Consider the following 15,763-nt stretch of genomic DNA (forward strand, 5'->3'; position numbering starts at 1 on the left):
ACTAGGCTCTTTCTAGATACTTTTCATTTTTTAATCAGTTCGATTGTTTTTACTTGACAAAGGGCTTTACATATCAGTCATTTATTAAAATTCCTTTATCAGCTAAGTAGGCAGGGATTTCTTCTTTTTTCAGGGGAAATAATTCAACTCGAACGCTCTGTCTTTTCATAGGTCTATTATACAGGAAATACAGGGTAAAGCAAAGACCTGCTAGTAAACTAGGAGATCTCGTTGGTTTGAATCAGTTTCAAGACATAGTCCAAGTCTACATCTCTTTCCAAATGCTCAGGTGTCCAGGGAATGTAAATATCTGGCTCAACGCCTCTATCTGTCATCCCATTTCCCTTGTCAATTTCCAAACTGCGTGAGGTCGGATACATCAGGTAATCGTCGCCAAATTCTGCAAAACAGCAGTTGGAATAATCTAAGATGCCCAAGGTTGCCCGGCCAACTACTGTGACTTTTGGAAGTGGTTTAAAGGTTTGGACAAAATTATCTCCTGAAGAGGCACAACGAACATCTGACAGAATATAGATTTTATCTGGCCCACCTTCCAGTCCTCGGTAATCTGCCAAGTAATCTTCCTCGTCATCTGCACAGACATAGCCAGCATCCCGATGTGTTTCTAATTCTACCAACAAACTTTCTATAAAGGCTCTACTCTCTTCTGAAAGATAAGGATCAAGTAATTGCCTCTCAAATATTTTACGTCGATTGGCAGCGTTGGTTGGTGTGTAGAGAATCTCCATTTCATACTCATCCGTCACCGTGTCCTTGTAAGATTTACCTGTTGGCAAGGCATATTTGAGCAAGGGCCAATAGAGTGAATCACTGCCACCACTGTTGACACGGACATCAATAATCAAGTTTTTTACCATGGGCAACAGAGGCTCTATCTGGGTATAGAGCTGTCCAATTTTCTCCTCATCATAAAAGTTCTCCATTTTCATATAGAGAGTATGGTCGTCTAGCCAGTTCCAAGCAAATGCTTCCTGCTCTGCTGAATCTTGACAATCTCCAATCTCTACTTGCAAGAACTGACCATTACGAAAAAGACTGACCTGCTCTGCTTTTTTGACCAAATAAGCCCACTCCATGTACTGTCGCTCAGGCGTCGGACTGACAAAAAAGGCTTGGTGCTCCTGATAAACTTGGTCAAGAGGTTGACCACCTATGGCGATAATGCGGTCGCCCACCTCAAGACCGTTACCACTATCACTGTCTAGCACATAGAGGGAATCTTCATGCCGACGCAGGAAGGCACCCAATCTTGGTGCGACAGGGGAATGGTACCAGATATGACCCAGCACACCAAAGCTAGCTAAGTAAGTCCGAACCAGATAGATAAAGTCTTCTTTGGGCAAGTCTGTCAGTAACTGGTCACGATAAGGAGTCGGATCCGCCCCCTTTTTGTCCTTTTTAGTAGACGAATCTTCCTGCATGATGCCTACAATCGTATCAAATATTTCTAATTGAGTCATAAGTAGCTCCTTCAAAATATAAGTTTATTTCAGTATAATCTGTCGTTAGGCTGATGTCAAGACTGGAAAAGTCAGAAACAAAAAAAGGCCTGTTGAGACCTTTTTCTATCTTCCCTATTCAAACACAAACTGGTTGTGGTAGAGTTCGGCGTAGAAGCCATTGAGCTTGAGGAGCTGGCTGTGGTTGCCTTGCTCAATCACTTTTCCGTCTTTGAGGACGATGTTCAACCCTCAAATCTGACTTTATTTCTCCGGTATGACCCCAAACAAATAGTAAGTGATGAAGATTGTTAATAGTCCCAGTCCTATTTTGACCAATAAAATAGGAGCCAGCCAGATAGAAATTGCCATGAGTAAGTAAATTTGCCAGATGATTTGCTTTTTTCGTTTGCGGGAAATGGATTTGGTCTCAGCGTAATCAGCTACGTAAAATTGATAAATTTTTGTATTGCGTAGCCATTTTTCAAACCTTTTTGAACTTCTAGCAAAGCAAAAACCAGCCAAAAGTAAAAGAGGAGTTGTCGGAACTATCGGCAAAACAATCCCAATGACACCAACCACCAAACTAACAAAACCAAATACTAGATAGAATATTCTTTGCATACTAATATTATACCAAAAAACTCGTGAATTTTTGAACAATTTTATCACATTTTCAGAAAACGCTTGCATTTTATCGGATAAACGGGTATGATAAAGGTAGCAAATTTAGGAAAGAGAGAAGACGCTATGAAACTTCTAGGACTGATCGGAACAAACTCCGCTCGCTCAACCAACCGCAAACTCTTGCAGTACATTGAACAGCACTTCGCTGATAAGGCAGATATCGAACTGGTTGAAATCAAGGAACTCCCAATATTCAATAAACCAGCCAATCGAGAATTACCAGAAATTGTCAAAGAATTGGTCGCAAAAATTGAGGCTGCTGACGGAGTCATCATCGGAACTCCCGAATATGACCACTCTATTCCAGCTGTCCTTATGAATGCCCTTGCTTGGGTATCATACGGTGTCTATCCACTATTAAACAAACCAGTTATGATTACTGGTGCTTCTTATGGAACACTTGGTTCCTCTCGTGCCCAACTACAGCTACGTCAAATTCTCAACGCTCCTGAACTCAAGGCCACTGTCTTGCCAGATGAATTTTTATTGTCACATTCCTTGCAAGCCTTTGATGCCAACGGGGAGCTCATTGATTTAGAAACTAGTCAAAAACTGGATGCCATCTTTGATGACTTCCGACTCTTTGTCACCATGACTAGCAAGCTGGCTAACGCAAAAAAATTACTCCAAAAAGAAGCTGAAAACTTCGATTGGGAAAACCTGTAAGAGAGGAATATACTATGAAATTTGTCGGAATTGTTGGATCAAATGCAGATCAATCTTATAACCGCATGCTATTGCAATTCATTCAACGCCACTTTAAAGTGAAGTTTGAACTAGAACTTTTGGAAATCAAAGATGTTCCAATGTTCAATCAGGACGAAGACCAGTCTGATTGTTTTGCAATTCAATACCTTTACAACAAAATCACCCGTGCTGACGGGGTCATTATTGCTACCCCTGAGCACAATCATACCATTACCCCTGCTCTTAAGAGTACTCTGGAATGGCTCAGCTTTAATTTGCACCCATTCGAAAATAAACCAGTTATGATTATCGGGGCATCTTACTACGATCAAGGAACTTCTCGTGCCCAAGTTCACCTACGGAAAATTTTAGATGCACCAGGTGTCAATGCTTACACACTACCAGGTAATGAATTCCTCCTTGGTAAGGCCAAAGAAGCTTTTGACGATAAGGGCAATATCATCAATGAAGGCACCGTGAAATTCTTAGAAAGCTGTCTAGACAACTTTATCAAGTATGTCGGTGTTGTATCCAAATTGAAAAAACCAAAGCCAATCGCACCAGAAGATTTAGACTGTACCAAACCAATCGCAACAACCATCACTGGTGTGGATCCCGATGATCCAGATTGGCTAGAAAAGGCTTCTAAATTGGTTAACGCAGTTGAGGGAGACACCTATGTTAAACTGGACAATGGTCTGTTGACCGTTAACCAACTCAATATGTTCCTCAATGCGATGCCATTTGAATTGACCTATGCAGATGATAATAACCAGTTCCTCTACTACAACAATAGTCACCAAGAACCTGATACCATGTTGGGTAAACGGGTACTTGCTCAAGTAGGAAATCGCCTGTCAACTGTCCACGGTACGCTACCTCCTGCCCGCATGAAGAATGTTGAATGGGTTGTCGGTACCTTGCGTAATGGTAACCAGGAATATGTTCGTACCATTGTACCCGGTACCCCTGCTGAAATTATCAACACCCACAACTACCAAGCTATGTACTATCCTGACGGATCCTACGCTGGTATCAATGAAATTATCTTTAATTTCAAACCATGGCTAGATTGGTATCTTGAAGCTACTGGTCAACGCTTGGTTGGTGGTTCGGGAACTGCCGCAGCTCCTGCACATGTTGACGCAACCTCTGGTGCATCAGATGCTGGTAGTGCCCCTGCTACTTCCACACCGACAGATGCAGATTCTGGTGCATCCGCTCACTAATCGTTCACATATAGTGGGAAGAACTCTTCCCACTATATTTTTCAAACAAAACATTGATCATGATTTCACAAGGAGTCCCTATGTCACCATTTCAAGAAAAAATTTCAGCTGCAGTTTCAAAAAAAGAAGCCCTTTTTGACGAAAGTCTAGGCCGCTATGCCTTGCGTTCTATGTATGCAGGAGCCTACCTGACTATGTCAACAGCTGTCGGTATTATCGGAGCAGACGTTATTGCCAGTCAATTTCCAAGTTTGTCGCGTTTTGTCTTTACCTTCATCTTTGCTATTGGGCTGGTTTTTGTTCTTATTTTTGGTGGTGAATTAGCCACTTCTAACATGATGTATCTCACAACTAGTGCCTACTATAAGCAAATTAGCTGGAAAAAAGTGACACTGATGCTGCTATACTGTACTTTCTTTAACTTTGTAGGCGCTACTATTCTAGCCTGGCTCTTCAATCAGTCCTTCTCCTACCTCAATCTCTCTGATAAGAGCTTTGTCGTCAATGCCGTTACCATCAAACTTGGAAAATCTGACTGGAGTAATTTTATTGAAGGGATCACGGCTAATATGTTTGTAAATATGGCAATCCTTGGCTTCATGCTCATCAAAGAACAGTCTGCTAAGTTCTTTGTCATCATTTCCTCCATTTTTATGTTCGTTTTCCTCATCAATGAGCATCTGGTCGCCAATTTCGCATCTTTCATGCTCCTAGCTTTTAACGCTACTCGAAGCAATGTCGAAGCCTTCAATATGATCAATATCCTTCGTCAATGGATTGTGGTCTTTTTTGGAAATTGGCTCGGAGCCGGTCTCTTTATCGGTATCGCCTACGCTTGGCTCAATCAAACCAAAACCAACCATATTGAACAGTAAGTCTACCACAAAAACAGCCAAGATAAACCACGTCCTAAACGTTTAAGGATTGTGGTCTGCTTATCTTGGCTGTTTATTTTTCTATATATTATTCAAACACAAACTGGTTGTGGTAGAGTTCGGCGTAGAAGCCGCCCTGTTTGAGGAGCTGGCTGTGGTTGCCTTGCTCGATCACCTTTCCATCTTTGAGGACGATGATTTCATCCGCATTGAGAATGGTTTTGAGGCGGTGGGCAATGACGAAGCTGGTCCGTCCTGCGATAATGGCCTCCATAGCCTTTTGGATTTTGGCTTCCGTTACGGTATCAACGTTGGACGTTGCTTCGTCCAAAATCAAGACTTGTGGGTCTGTCAAAAGCGTACGGGCAATGGAAATCAGCTGTTTCTGACCTGTCGAGAAGACATTCTCATCATCAGTCACAAAGGTCTCATAGCCCTCTGGCAAGCTCATGATAAAGTCGTGGATATGGGTGGCACGAGCTGCGGTTTCCACCATTTCCTGCGAAATGCTTTCATCACCAAATCGGATATTGTCCGCAATAGTACCCGAGAATAGCACCGATTCCTGCAAGACAATACCAACCTTATCCCGCAAGCTGTCCAAGTCATATTCTCGAATATCGCGACCATCAAAGGCCACACTACCACCATTGACATCATAGAAGCGGTTGATCAAGTTCATAATGGTAGTCTTACCAGATCCCGTCGGACCAACGACCGCCACCATCTTGCCCTTAGGAGCAGAGATAGACACCTTGTCCAAGACCTTCTGACCTGGCAAGTAGCCAAAGTCGATGTCCTTGATTTCAACACCTTCTTTTAATTCGGTAAATAGCGGAGCGTTTTGAGGACGAACTTCCTCAGGCTCATCAAACATTTCCTGAATACGATGAGCTCCTGTGAAAGCTAGCTGCAATTCTGCCCAGCTGGCAGCAACCTGCATGATTGGCTGGTAATACTGTTGCGAATACTGAACAAATGTCACCACCAGACCAAGTGCGGCAGCTGTTTCCAGCGAGCTATCATTGAGAACAATGCTGGAGCCTGCAAAGATAACAATGGCCGTATTGACCAAACTCATACCATTCATAAATGGGAAGAGAATCCCACCAAACAAGCGTCCCTTGAAGGTTGTACGGCGAACTTCTTCATTGAGTTCCAAGAAACCATCAATTGTCTCTTCCTGCACACCTTGTACAATAATCGCTTTTTGTCCAGAAATTTTCTCATCCATGTAGGCATTGAGCTTAGACACCGCAGCCTGTTGCTTATCTGTATATTTTCGTGATAGGCGGATGATAACGACCAAGGCAATCAAGGCAACTGGCGTAGAAGCAATGGTCACCAAGGCCAAGCGAGTATCCTGACGGAACATCATGATGACCATACCGACATAAAGAGCGATGTTGGTCACCACTTGGGTCAAGGACTGGTTAAAAGCGTTTTGGATATTGTCCAAATCACTGGTAAAGCGAGAAAGAATATCCCCGTCCTTGTGACTATCAAAGAAGGCAACTGTCAAACGTTCCAGCTTGCCAAACAAGCCCTTACGCATACGGTTGGTCGAATGAGCCACGATACGCGTGAAGAGGAGGGTGTAAATCAAGGAAGCCACAACCGTCGCCGCATAGGCAAAGAAAAGATTGAGCATAACCCCGTTAAAATCAGCCATGTCTGGCTGAAAGTCAGCCTGACCAGCTTGATTGGCCATGAAGTAAGCCTGCCCGATTTTCCCCATCTCCGCAATGGCATTTCCAAGGAAAACAGGTGTCTTAACCTGCAAGTAGGTCGCTGTCACAATGGCTAGAAAAATCACAGCAAAGGACAGTTTATAGCGTTTAAAATAAAACCAGAAAAATCTAAGTGTTTTCATCTATTCTTCCTTCCCTTTCTGTGTTTCGTAGATTTCACGGTAGACATCGTTCGTAGCTACCAGCTCGGCGTGAGTTCCTTGTCCAATCAGACGACCTTCGTCAAGTACCAAAATCTTATCAGCTTTGACAACAGAAGAAATCTTCTGGGCAACAATGACAGTGGTTGTCCCCTTCAAATCATGATTGAGAGCCTCTTGGACCAGTTTCTCAGACTTGGCATCCAGGGCAGAAGTCGAGTCATCCAAGACCAAAACCTTAGGCTCGCCAATCACCCCACGAGCAATAGACATCCGCTGCTTCTGACCACCAGAGAAGTTATTTCCACGTTCTTCTACTTGGCTCTCGTAGGTATCATCCAAGCGGTCGATAAATTCTTTTGCTTGGGCAATACCTGCGGCCCGCTCCAAGCGTTGCAAATCAGCACCAGGTGCCCCTTGACGCAGGTTGTCTGCAATGGTTCCCGAGAAGAGAATAGCCTTTTGCAAGACAATCGATACCGTATCACGCAGGGTGTTCTGACTGACTTCTTTCAAGTCCCGACCACCGATGGATACCGTTCCTTCTTGCGGGTCAAACAAACGCGGAATCAGTTGAGCAAGAGTGGATTTACCCGCACCAGTTGCACCAACCACACCAACCATTTGTCCTGGCTCAATCTCAAATGAGATGTTTTTCAACGTCGGCTCTGTATCGTGTGGATAGGTAAAGCTAACATTGTCAAAGACAATCTTACCAGTCAATTCTTCATCCGCCACATCCTTGAAGGTCATAGCAGGCTCTGTATCCAAGACCTCGCTAATCCGCTTAATAGAAATGGCAGCACGTGAAGCCTGCATACCCATAAAGCTAGTCATGATAATGGCAAACATGATTTGCATGAGGTAGCTCATAAAGGAAGTAAAGCCACCAACTGCTTCCATATTGGTTTCCAACATCCCAGACACCAAATAGAGCGATGCAAAAATCGCCATGTAAGAGATAAACATCATCAAGGGTTGCAAGATAGCAAAACCGTAGCCGATAAAGAGATTGAGGTCCAAGAGTTCGTTGGATACATCTTTGAATTTCTTGTACTGGTTTTTCTCTTGAACAAAGGATTTGACCACACGAATCCCACGGAGATTTTCCTTGGCAATGCTGTTCATCTTGTCCATGAGGGACTGGAATTTTCCAAAACGTGGTCCCATTTGCCCCATGACAACCGCCATAATGGCCATAATCAAGACCACCATGAGAATAATCATCCACCAGAGTTCTGGCATGGTCCGCACCGCCATGATAAAGGCTCCAACAAACAACAATGGAACCCGCATCAACACTGTAAAGAGCATCATGACAAGGTTCTGGATTTGATTGACATCGTTAGTCATCCGAACAACCAAGTTTCCTGCGTTAAACTCTTCGATATTGGCATAAGAGAAGCTTTGGATTTTCCGAAAGGTCTTCTCACGAATATCTGCAGATACCCCTTGTGAAATTTTTGCTGCAGCAATGGTATTGACCAGCCCTGCCAAAAGACCAATTCCAGCAATAATCAGCAGTAATTTGCCCACACGAACAATTTCATCCTTGTCATTTGCCAAGACTGCTGTCAAGACATCCTGCAAATAGCTAGGTTGCATCAAGGTCGTTGCTACGACAATTGACGTCAGCAAAACCGATGCTAAGGCGTACCATTTATAGCGTAAAATGGCTTCTTTAAACATGTTTCTTCTCCTTATAGCGTTGAATATTTACTTTTAACTGATTGCCCACCTGTTTAACCAAATCAAAGTCCTCTTTTTGAATGCCCCAAAAAAGTGAATGGTGCATTTCTTCATGGAAGGCTTTCAGGTGACAGATTTTCCCTTGTCCTTTCTCTGTCAAAACCAACTGCTTGTAGCGTTTGTCAACCTGAGAAGGCAGGACTTGGATAAAGCCATTTTTCTCCATTCGCTTGACCAGATTGCTGGCAACGGATTTGGAAATCTTTAATTCCGCTTCTATATCTTTGACAAAGGTTTCAAGGTCTGACCGTTCCGCAATGAAACGCAAGGCCCAGCCCTGTGGACCAGCCAAGTGCTCCACATCGTATTCTTTAGCAATGGTTTCACTGATTTGTTCAATCTGATTGAGCAAGTTCCGAAAATCTGCAATGGTATGTCCCACGATAACTCCTTTCCAATCAATTAATTAGCATGAGAACTATTATAGTTCTCTTGGGAACTATTGTCAAGTTTTGGCTCTGCTATTTTCCAAAAAAATGCAACTATGTTATAATAATAGAAAATACTTACACAGGGGAATCGTATGGAGAAACAAACCATTGCTGTTCTAGGACCAGGGTCTTGGGGAACTGCGCTTGCACAGGTCCTCAACGATAACGGACATTCTGTTCGTATCTGGGGAAATATTCCTGAACAAATTGACGAAATCAATGAACATCATACCAACACGCGCTACTTCAAGGACATTGTCTTAGACGAAAATATCAAAGGTTACAAGGATTTGGCGGAAACTCTAGATGGAGTTGACGCTGTTCTCTTTGTTGTTCCAACCAAGGTGACCCGCCTGGTTGCCAAACAAGTTGCTCAAGCCCTTAAACACAAAGTGGTTGTCATGCACGCTTCTAAAGGTCTAGAGCCTGATAGTCACAAGCGCTTGTCAGAGGTCTTGGAGGAAGAAATTCCTGCAGATCTCCGTTCAGAAATCGTTGTGGTTTCTGGACCAAGCCATGCAGAAGAAACCATTGTCCGTGACTTGACCTTGATTTCTGCCGCTTCTAAAGACTTGGCAACAGCCGGCTATGTGCAGAACCTCTTCAGCAACAGCTACTTCCGCCTTTACACCAACAACGATGTCATCGGTGTGGAAACAGCTGGAGCTCTGAAAAACATCATCGCAGTTGGGGCAGGAGCCCTTCACGGCTTAGGATATGGTGACAATGCCAAGGCTGCTATTATTGCCCGCGGTTTGACCGAAATCACCCGTCTCGGTGTGAAAATGGGAGCCAACCCTCTGACTTACAGTGGACTTTCTGGTGTGGGGGACCTGATTGTAACAGGAACTTCTGTCCATTCGCGTAACTGGCGGGCTGGTGATTTGCTTGGTAAAGGTGAAAAACTGGAAGATATCGAAGCCAATATGGGCATGGTTATCGAAGGGATTTCTACTACCAAGGCAGCCTACGAATTAGCACAAGAATTGGGCGTTTATATGCCAATCACTCAAGCCATCTACAGCGTCATTTACCAAGGAGCTAGCATCCAGGACGCTATCAAAGATATCATGTCCGGCGAATTCCGCCATGAAAATGAATGGTCTTAATAAAATAGTTATTATACAAATATAAGGAGATTGTACCATGACAAAAAAAGTTAGAAAAGCCGTTATCCCTGCAGCAGGTTTGGGAACACGTTTCCTGCCTGCTACTAAGGCACTCGCTAAAGAAATGTTGCCTATCGTAGACAAACCAACTCTACAATTCATTTTTGAAGAAGCCTTACGTTCAGGTATCGAGGATATCCTCGTTGTTACCAATAAGGCCAAGCGTTCTATTGAAGATCATTTTGACTCAAACTTTGAATTGGAGTACAACCTAAAAGAAAAAGGCAAAAACGACCTTTTAAAATTAGTCGACGAAGCAACAGCTATCCGTCTTCATTTTATCCGCCAAAGCTATCCAAAAGGTTTGGGAGACGCCGTATTACAAGCCAAGGCTTTCGTTGGCAATGAACCTTTCGTTGTCATGCTGGGCGATGACCTCATGGATATTACAGACCCTACCGTTACCCCGATCACCAAACAGTTAATTGACGATTACGAGGCAACACACGCTTCTACCATTGCAGTTATGCCTGTTCCTCATGAAGAAGTTTCTGCATACGGTGTTATCGCTCCACAAGGTGAAGGTGTCAACGGTCTCTATAGTGTAGAAACCTTTGTGGAAAAACCAAAACCAGAAGATGCTCCTTCTGACCTTGCTATTATCGGACGCTACTTACTCACTCCTGAAATCTTTGAGATTTTAGAAAACCAAAAACCAGGTGCGGGTAATGAGATTCAACTGACCGATGCCATTGACACCCTCAATAAGACCCAGCGCGTATTTGCCCGTGAATTCACTGGCAAACGTTACGATGTCGGAGATAAATTTGGCTTTATGAAAACATCGATTGACTACGCCTTGACCCATCCGCAGGTTAAAGATGATGTCAAAGACTATATCATCGACCTTGCCAAACAGTTCCAAACTGAAGAAGAAAAGTAAAAAACTAGCAACTGCTAGTTTTTTTACTTATATTACATAAAATATCCCTAATAATAGGGCAATCAAGCCCCAATAACCAATAAAACTGTAGAAGATCTGTTTTCCTGTAAAGAGATCTTTTTCCACAAGAGGTGGAAGGAACATCACGACCAAGCAGCCTCCAACAGCTCCTCCAATATGTCCTGCCATACTAATGGTTGGATTGAAAAGTCCCAAGGCCAAGTTCAATCCCAAAAGAACCATGTAGCGTTGACCAAGAACCTGCAGATAGGGACTGCGACTAAATTTCCTCAAAAGTGCCATAGCTGCAAAAAGACCAAAGAGCGAGGTCGAGGCACCTGCACCAACTACATCGGGTGTAAAAAAGAGAACAAACAGATTGCCCATTATCCCAGACAAGATATACAGCAGGAAGAAACGCCTTGACCCAAACAGCCCTTCTAATTGATAACCCAAACCAAGCAAGGTAATGCTGTTAAAGATAAAATGTTCCCAACCAATGTGGACAAAGATGGGGGAAATCAAGCGCCACAACTGAGTCGGATCATACCGCACAATTTGACCATACATGCCACCAAATTCAAAAATTGTATAGGCTGCCGTCGTCTGTCCGAAGCGAAATACTTGTATCAAAAGAAAAACAAGAGCCGTAACCGCCAACAGGCCATTGGTTACAGGGTAGCGCTTATCAAAAAAGTTCTTCAAAAATCAACAACTCCTTTACTGGAATATCAAAAATATCTGGTTCGAAATCATAGACTTGAAAGTCTGCCAAGGTCGATACCGTCTCCCCCTGATAATCTGCTAGATAGCGATCATAAAAACCACCACCATAGCCCACTCGAAACCCCGCTTGATTCCAAGCTAAACCGGGCACATGGATCAACTTAACCACAGACTTATCCACAGGTTGTGAATAAATCCCAGGTTCCCAAACCCCAAACTTGGATTTCACCAAATCATCAGGATTATATTCTACAAAATCCATGCGCCCTTGTGAATGGGTCTTAGGAATGAAAATGCATTTTCCATCCTTTTGAGCCTGTTCAATCAAGTAAGAAGTATCAAACTCATGGGGCATGGAAAGGTAGGTCCCAAGCGACTTTGAGCACTTATAGATGTCAGATGAAAGGAGCCTTTCCGTTAGCTGCTGGCTCCATCTTGCTCGCTGGCTACTAGTCAGGTCTTTCAAGCTCTGCAAGACCTCTTGCCGAATGCTCTTTTTATCCACAGAAACTCCTTTCTTTTCAGAAAAAGACTGGAAAACCAGTCTAGTTTGCTTTCATTTTCAAAAAATCACTCAACTTATCCACAGCAAAGGGAAGCACTTCCTCTTTGGGACTAAGGCGAGGATTGTGGAGGGGATAAGGCGTATCCACACCCAGCCAGAACATAACACCCGGCACCTTGTTGAGCAGGTAGCCAAAGTCCTCTCCCGTCATGGCAGGTGGACAGTCAATCATCTCCACTCCGTCAACCTGTTCAAAATAAGTCATCAACTCGTCAGCCAGCTGGGGATTGTTCTCCACAGGCAGATAGCCGCTTGGATTGAGCTCAATCTCCAAGTCTACTCCAAAGGACAGGGCGATTCCCTCTGCCACTTCCCGCACCCGCTTTTGCACCAAGAGACTCATGCTCTGAGTCAAAGCCCGAATGGTGCCGTGCAAGAAGGCAGTTTCCGCAATGACATTATTTGTCGTGCCAGCATGCATGGAGCCGAAGGTCACCACAGCCCCCTCGATCGGGTCAACATTTCGACTGACCACCGACTGCACCTGGGTCACAAAGTAGCTAGCTGCCACCAAGGCATCATTAGCGGTATGGGGAAATGCTGCGTGCCCACCTTTTCCTGTAAACCGTATCTTGACTTCACAGGTCCCAGCAAAGAGGGTCGCACGGTTGGTGGCCATTTGACCGACTTTGAGGTCTGGTCGGACATGGAGTCCATAAAATTCATCTGGCAACCAATCCCCAAATGCACCCGCTTCATACATAAGCATGCCACCTGCTAGATTTTCTTCCGCAGGCTGAAACAAGAAGAGAAGATTATTTTTCGGTTGCTGCTCTGCCATTTTCTCCAAAAGCCCCAAGGCAATGGTCATGTGGAAATCATGTCCACAGGCGTGCATCCTGTCTGGGTGGAGGGACTTGAAGTCCAGGTCCGTCTCCTCCACGATCGGAAGACCGTCAATATCCGCCCGCCAGCCGATAGTCTTTTCAGGAGCAGAGCCTGTCAAATAAACCAAGATTCCTGTCTTCCAGGTGCGAATTTGAGCAAAAGTACAATTTTGAAGTAAACCTTCAATCGTTTCCATAAGAAAGGCGTGGGTCTTGAACTCCTCCATGCCCAGCTCTGGAATCTGGTGGAGGGTCCGGCGTGTCGCGATTAAATCTAGCATAGCTACCTCTTAGAGTGTCCGCAAAGCCTCTTCCAAGGCTGTTTTTTGTTGGGTTTGAGCGTCGATTTCCTTGATAATGCGGGCTGGCACACCTGCCACCACAACATTTTCAGGGACATCTTGTGTCACAATAGCACCTGCTGCCACAACAGAACCGCTACCGATTTGCACACCTTCAATGACAACAGCATTGGCACCGACCAAAACATTGTCGCCGACACGAACTGGCTCAGCAGAAGCTGGCTCGATAACACCTGCAAGGACCGCACCTGCACCGATGTGACTGTTTTTACCAACGGTCGCCCGTCCGCCCAAAATCGCACCCATGTCAATCATAGTACCTGGACCGATTTCCGCACCGATGTTAATCACCGCTCCCATCATGATAACGGCATTATCGCCAATGGTCACTTGATCGCGGATAATGGCTCCTGGCTCGATACGGGCGTTGATGTTACGCTTGTCAAGCAAAGGCACAGCTGAATTGCGGCCGTCTTGCTCCACCACGTAGTCTACATTTTCAGTCAAGTTTGCCAAGAGTGGCTCGACGTCCTTCCAGTCACCGAAGAGGACATTGCCAAGTTTTGTCACCTCAGCAGGAACAGGACCAGCCAATTCACCTTCAAAGGTCACTTTAACAGTGGTCTTTTTCACAGCGTTACCGATAAAAGCAATTATTTCTTGCGCAGTCATTTTTTGTGCAGTCATAATGTTTCCAATCTAAAAATAATATTTTTACTATTATATCAAAATTTTCTGAAAATTTGATGATGAAAAACAAAAAAATTGAAAAAGAGGCTAAGTTAGCCTCCCCGAAGTTATTGTGGCAAATCGAATTTTACAATAGCTGGTTTCATGTCTGTACTAAACTGGAATCCTGGTTCAACCTCTAACTCAGCAGCTCCCTCTTCATTAACTGCAAAAGCAGTCGTCGCTCCTTCAATACTTCGACCCGGTGCGATTGTTTCGAGAATGGTACCAACTGGATAACTTTCTGTCACTTTGTTGTTGATATATAGGTCCATATCTTCACCGACAACGTAATCTTCATCAGTCAAGTTTGTCACATTATAAGTTACCAAAAGTACTTTATTAGCTACAATATCACTTACTGTATTCCGTTCGTCAGTCCATGCAATATTCGTAATTGTAATTTCCGCTACATCTTTAAAGACAATGGTATCTCCCACCTTATAGCTTGTATCGGTTGCTTGCTCAGAGCTTGACTGTGCAACACTACTAGAGGTATCGGTAGTTTCTTTTTTACTTGGTTCTGTAGTTGAACATGCAGCAAGGGTTAGCACCGATAAGGCAGTTACTGCTAGGAATGTAATTTTTTTCATATAATCCTCCAAAAAATTTTACAATTCTATTATATATATATATATCAGTTGTCAAGTAGAAAAACAAAAAAAATTAGAAGTTTTACCTCCTAATTTTCATGTATTATCTTAATCTTCAATTTCTTTTCTGGGATTAACAGCTCCAACGATATAATCTTGAACTAAACCTGTGTCATCCAGTACAATCCCATGTAAAACTCCGCCGTAAACAGCTCCACCGTCAATCCCCATTTTCCCATCTGAACTGGTCCAGATTTGGCTAATGCGGAGCTTGGTTTGATAAAGGTTATAAACAGGGGTATGCCCAAAGACAATCATTTTTCCTGTGGTATTTTCAGCCTCATGGAAAGGGGTACGTAACCAAACCTTATCATGATTACTAGTTTTTCGCCAGTCTGGCAAAGTCAAGTCCACACCAGCATGGACAAAGATATATCCTTCCGTTTCCAGATGATAGGGACAAGATTTGACAAAATCAATCAGGTCCCCATATTGTTCCATCACTGCATTAGCATCCACCAGACCATCAACTGGTGCATCTAAGGGACGACCAAGAAGGGAGTTAATCGTCGTATCGCCACCATTTCTCCGATAGTGGTCATAGCGGTCAATCGGATCACGTAACCAGGCCAGAAACATCCGTTCATGATTGCCCGTTAAGCAAATCGCGCCCTTTTCCCGCACCAATTGCCAAACCAACTCCAAACAGGCTTTGGAATTTTCTCCGCGGTCAATTAAATCCCCCAGAAAAATCAACTGTTGTCGCTCTTCATTCCATTTCTTTAAAATATCAAGCAGGAGTTCAAACTTACCATGAACATCTCCAACTACAAAAAATTCTTTTTTCATAGAGAATATTCTACCATAAATTCAAAGGAAAGAAAAACTGGGAGTGTGATAGAACTCAAGACATAGAAAAGAGTTCGTCCTCACACCCCCACACAGCTCCAAAGGTTCGAG

At 43.8% G+C, this 15,763-nt stretch carries 16 protein-coding genes; 5 read left to right on the forward strand and 11 right to left on the reverse strand.

Annotated elements, in window-relative coordinates; all coding sequences use genetic code 11:
• Positions 1-218: 218 nt before the first annotated feature.
• Together P7J49_RS02795 and P7J49_RS02800 are read right to left on the reverse strand one after the other, a co-directional pair.
• Positions 219-1,481 (reverse strand): S41 family peptidase, encoded by a 1,263-nt coding sequence (locus P7J49_RS02795; protein WP_408569242.1) that lies wholly within the window; start codon positions 1,479-1,481, stop codon positions 219-221.
• Positions 1,482-1,724: 243 nt separating this feature from the next.
• Entirely contained in the window at positions 1,725-2,084 is a 360-nt protein-coding gene (locus tag P7J49_RS02800; RefSeq protein ID WP_408569244.1) for a YbaN family protein, read from the reverse strand.
• A 126-nt stretch (positions 2,085-2,210) separates the two neighbouring features.
• On the opposite strand from P7J49_RS02800, the gene P7J49_RS02805 reads away from it, so the two are divergent.
• From P7J49_RS02805 to P7J49_RS02815, 3 genes are all read left to right on the forward strand, one after another.
• Positions 2,211-2,813 (forward strand): NADPH-dependent FMN reductase, encoded by a 603-nt coding sequence (locus tag P7J49_RS02805; RefSeq protein WP_029179474.1) that lies wholly within the window; start codon positions 2,211-2,213, stop codon positions 2,811-2,813.
• A gap of 14 nt (positions 2,814-2,827) precedes the next feature.
• Positions 2,828-4,063 carry an NAD(P)H-dependent oxidoreductase gene (locus P7J49_RS02810; RefSeq protein ID WP_024389492.1) on the forward strand — a complete coding sequence of 412 codons (1,236 nt, stop codon included), beginning with the start codon at positions 2,828-2,830 and terminating at the stop codon, positions 4,061-4,063.
• 80 nt (positions 4,064-4,143) lie between these two features.
• Positions 4,144-4,938: a formate/nitrite transporter family protein gene (locus P7J49_RS02815; protein ID WP_024377769.1), complete on the forward strand. Its 795-nt coding sequence runs from the start codon at positions 4,144-4,146 to the stop codon at positions 4,936-4,938.
• Between the two features lie 88 nt (positions 4,939-5,026).
• Here the strand turns inward: P7J49_RS02815 and P7J49_RS02820 are convergent, their stop codons facing one another.
• The 3 genes from P7J49_RS02820 to P7J49_RS02830 are packed head-to-tail and all read right to left on the reverse strand — an operon-like array spanning position 5,027 to position 8,960.
• Positions 5,027-6,811 (reverse strand): ABC transporter ATP-binding protein, encoded by a 1,785-nt coding sequence (locus P7J49_RS02820; protein WP_408569247.1) that lies wholly within the window; start codon positions 6,809-6,811, stop codon positions 5,027-5,029.
• Positions 6,812-8,518 carry an ABC transporter ATP-binding protein gene (locus P7J49_RS02825; protein WP_408569249.1) on the reverse strand — a complete coding sequence of 569 codons (1,707 nt, stop codon included), beginning with the start codon at positions 8,516-8,518 and terminating at the stop codon, positions 6,812-6,814.
• Positions 8,511-8,960 (reverse strand): MarR family winged helix-turn-helix transcriptional regulator, encoded by a 450-nt coding sequence (locus P7J49_RS02830; RefSeq protein WP_408569251.1) that lies wholly within the window; start codon positions 8,958-8,960, stop codon positions 8,511-8,513. The genes P7J49_RS02825 and P7J49_RS02830 overlap by 8 nt, the downstream gene beginning before the upstream one ends.
• Before the next feature lie 141 nt (positions 8,961-9,101).
• Here P7J49_RS02830 and P7J49_RS02835 point away from each other — a divergent pair, with 141 nt between their 5' ends.
• Together P7J49_RS02835 and galU are read left to right on the forward strand one after the other, a co-directional pair.
• Positions 9,102-10,118, forward strand: coding sequence for an NAD(P)H-dependent glycerol-3-phosphate dehydrogenase (locus tag P7J49_RS02835; RefSeq protein ID WP_408569253.1), 1,017 nt, complete (start codon positions 9,102-9,104; stop codon positions 10,116-10,118).
• 37 nt (positions 10,119-10,155) lie between these two features.
• A complete protein-coding gene (galU, locus tag P7J49_RS02840) occupies positions 10,156-11,061 on the forward strand; it encodes a UTP--glucose-1-phosphate uridylyltransferase GalU (RefSeq protein ID WP_408569255.1) in 906 nt (301 codons plus the stop codon).
• 27 nt (positions 11,062-11,088) lie between these two features.
• Here the strand turns inward: galU and P7J49_RS02845 are convergent, their stop codons facing one another.
• The 6 genes from P7J49_RS02845 to P7J49_RS02870 form a co-directional block, all read right to left on the reverse strand.
• Positions 11,089-11,766, reverse strand: a complete 678-nt coding sequence (locus P7J49_RS02845; protein WP_408569256.1) for a rhomboid family intramembrane serine protease — start codon at positions 11,764-11,766, stop codon at positions 11,089-11,091.
• The gene (locus P7J49_RS02850; protein WP_408569258.1) at positions 11,750-12,292 is read right to left on the reverse strand and encodes a 5-formyltetrahydrofolate cyclo-ligase; all 543 of its coding nucleotides are present in this window, start codon (positions 12,290-12,292) and stop codon (positions 11,750-11,752) included. Before P7J49_RS02850 ends, P7J49_RS02845 begins: the two co-directional genes overlap by 17 nt.
• Positions 12,293-12,332: 40 nt before the next feature.
• The gene (locus P7J49_RS02855) at positions 12,333-13,460 is read right to left on the reverse strand and encodes an N-acetyldiaminopimelate deacetylase (RefSeq protein WP_408569260.1); all 1,128 of its coding nucleotides are present in this window, start codon (positions 13,458-13,460) and stop codon (positions 12,333-12,335) included.
• 9 nt (positions 13,461-13,469) lie between these two features.
• Complete coding sequence (dapD, locus tag P7J49_RS02860; RefSeq protein ID WP_024376132.1) at positions 13,470-14,168, reverse strand: 2,3,4,5-tetrahydropyridine-2,6-dicarboxylate N-acetyltransferase; 699 nt, start codon at positions 14,166-14,168, stop codon at positions 13,470-13,472.
• Between the two features lie 110 nt (positions 14,169-14,278).
• The gene (locus P7J49_RS02865; protein WP_172042223.1) at positions 14,279-14,803 is read right to left on the reverse strand and encodes a hypothetical protein; all 525 of its coding nucleotides are present in this window, start codon (positions 14,801-14,803) and stop codon (positions 14,279-14,281) included.
• 108 nt (positions 14,804-14,911) lie between these two features.
• A complete protein-coding gene (locus P7J49_RS02870; protein WP_408569262.1) occupies positions 14,912-15,652 on the reverse strand; it encodes a metallophosphoesterase in 741 nt (246 codons plus the stop codon).
• Between the last annotated feature and the right edge of the window lie 111 nt (positions 15,653-15,763).

Source organism: Streptococcus suis (genome assembly GCF_046032515.1).
Taxonomy (GTDB): Bacteria; Bacillota; Bacilli; order Lactobacillales; family Streptococcaceae; genus Streptococcus; species Streptococcus suis_AL.

Bases quoted from the DNA above. Each gene is read 5' to 3' on its own strand.
- P7J49_RS02795 (WP_408569242.1), bottom strand. From the start codon at position 1,481: ATGACTCAATTAGAAATATTTGATACGATTGTAGGCATCATGCAGGAA.
- P7J49_RS02800 (WP_408569244.1), bottom strand. From the start codon at position 2,084: ATGCAAAGAATATTCTATCTAGTATTTGGTTTTGTTAGTTTGGTGGTT.
- P7J49_RS02805 (WP_029179474.1), top strand. From the start codon at position 2,211: ATGAAACTTCTAGGACTGATCGGAACAAACTCCGCTCGCTCAACCAAC.
- P7J49_RS02810 (WP_024389492.1), top strand. From the start codon at position 2,828: ATGAAATTTGTCGGAATTGTTGGATCAAATGCAGATCAATCTTATAAC.
- P7J49_RS02815 (WP_024377769.1), top strand. From the start codon at position 4,144: ATGTCACCATTTCAAGAAAAAATTTCAGCTGCAGTTTCAAAAAAAGAA.
- P7J49_RS02820 (WP_408569247.1), bottom strand. From the start codon at position 6,811: ATGAAAACACTTAGATTTTTCTGGTTTTATTTTAAACGCTATAAACTG.
- P7J49_RS02825 (WP_408569249.1), bottom strand. From the start codon at position 8,518: ATGTTTAAAGAAGCCATTTTACGCTATAAATGGTACGCCTTAGCATCG.
- P7J49_RS02835 (WP_408569253.1), top strand. From the start codon at position 9,102: ATGGAGAAACAAACCATTGCTGTTCTAGGACCAGGGTCTTGGGGAACT.
- galU (WP_408569255.1), top strand. From the start codon at position 10,156: ATGACAAAAAAAGTTAGAAAAGCCGTTATCCCTGCAGCAGGTTTGGGA.
- P7J49_RS02855 (WP_408569260.1), bottom strand. From the start codon at position 13,460: ATGCTAGATTTAATCGCGACACGCCGGACCCTCCACCAGATTCCAGAG.
- dapD (WP_024376132.1), bottom strand. From the start codon at position 14,168: ATGACTGCACAAAAAATGACTGCGCAAGAAATAATTGCTTTTATCGGT.
- P7J49_RS02865 (WP_172042223.1), bottom strand. From the start codon at position 14,803: ATGAAAAAAATTACATTCCTAGCAGTAACTGCCTTATCGGTGCTAACC.
- P7J49_RS02870 (WP_408569262.1), bottom strand. From the start codon at position 15,652: ATGAAAAAAGAATTTTTTGTAGTTGGAGATGTTCATGGTAAGTTTGAA.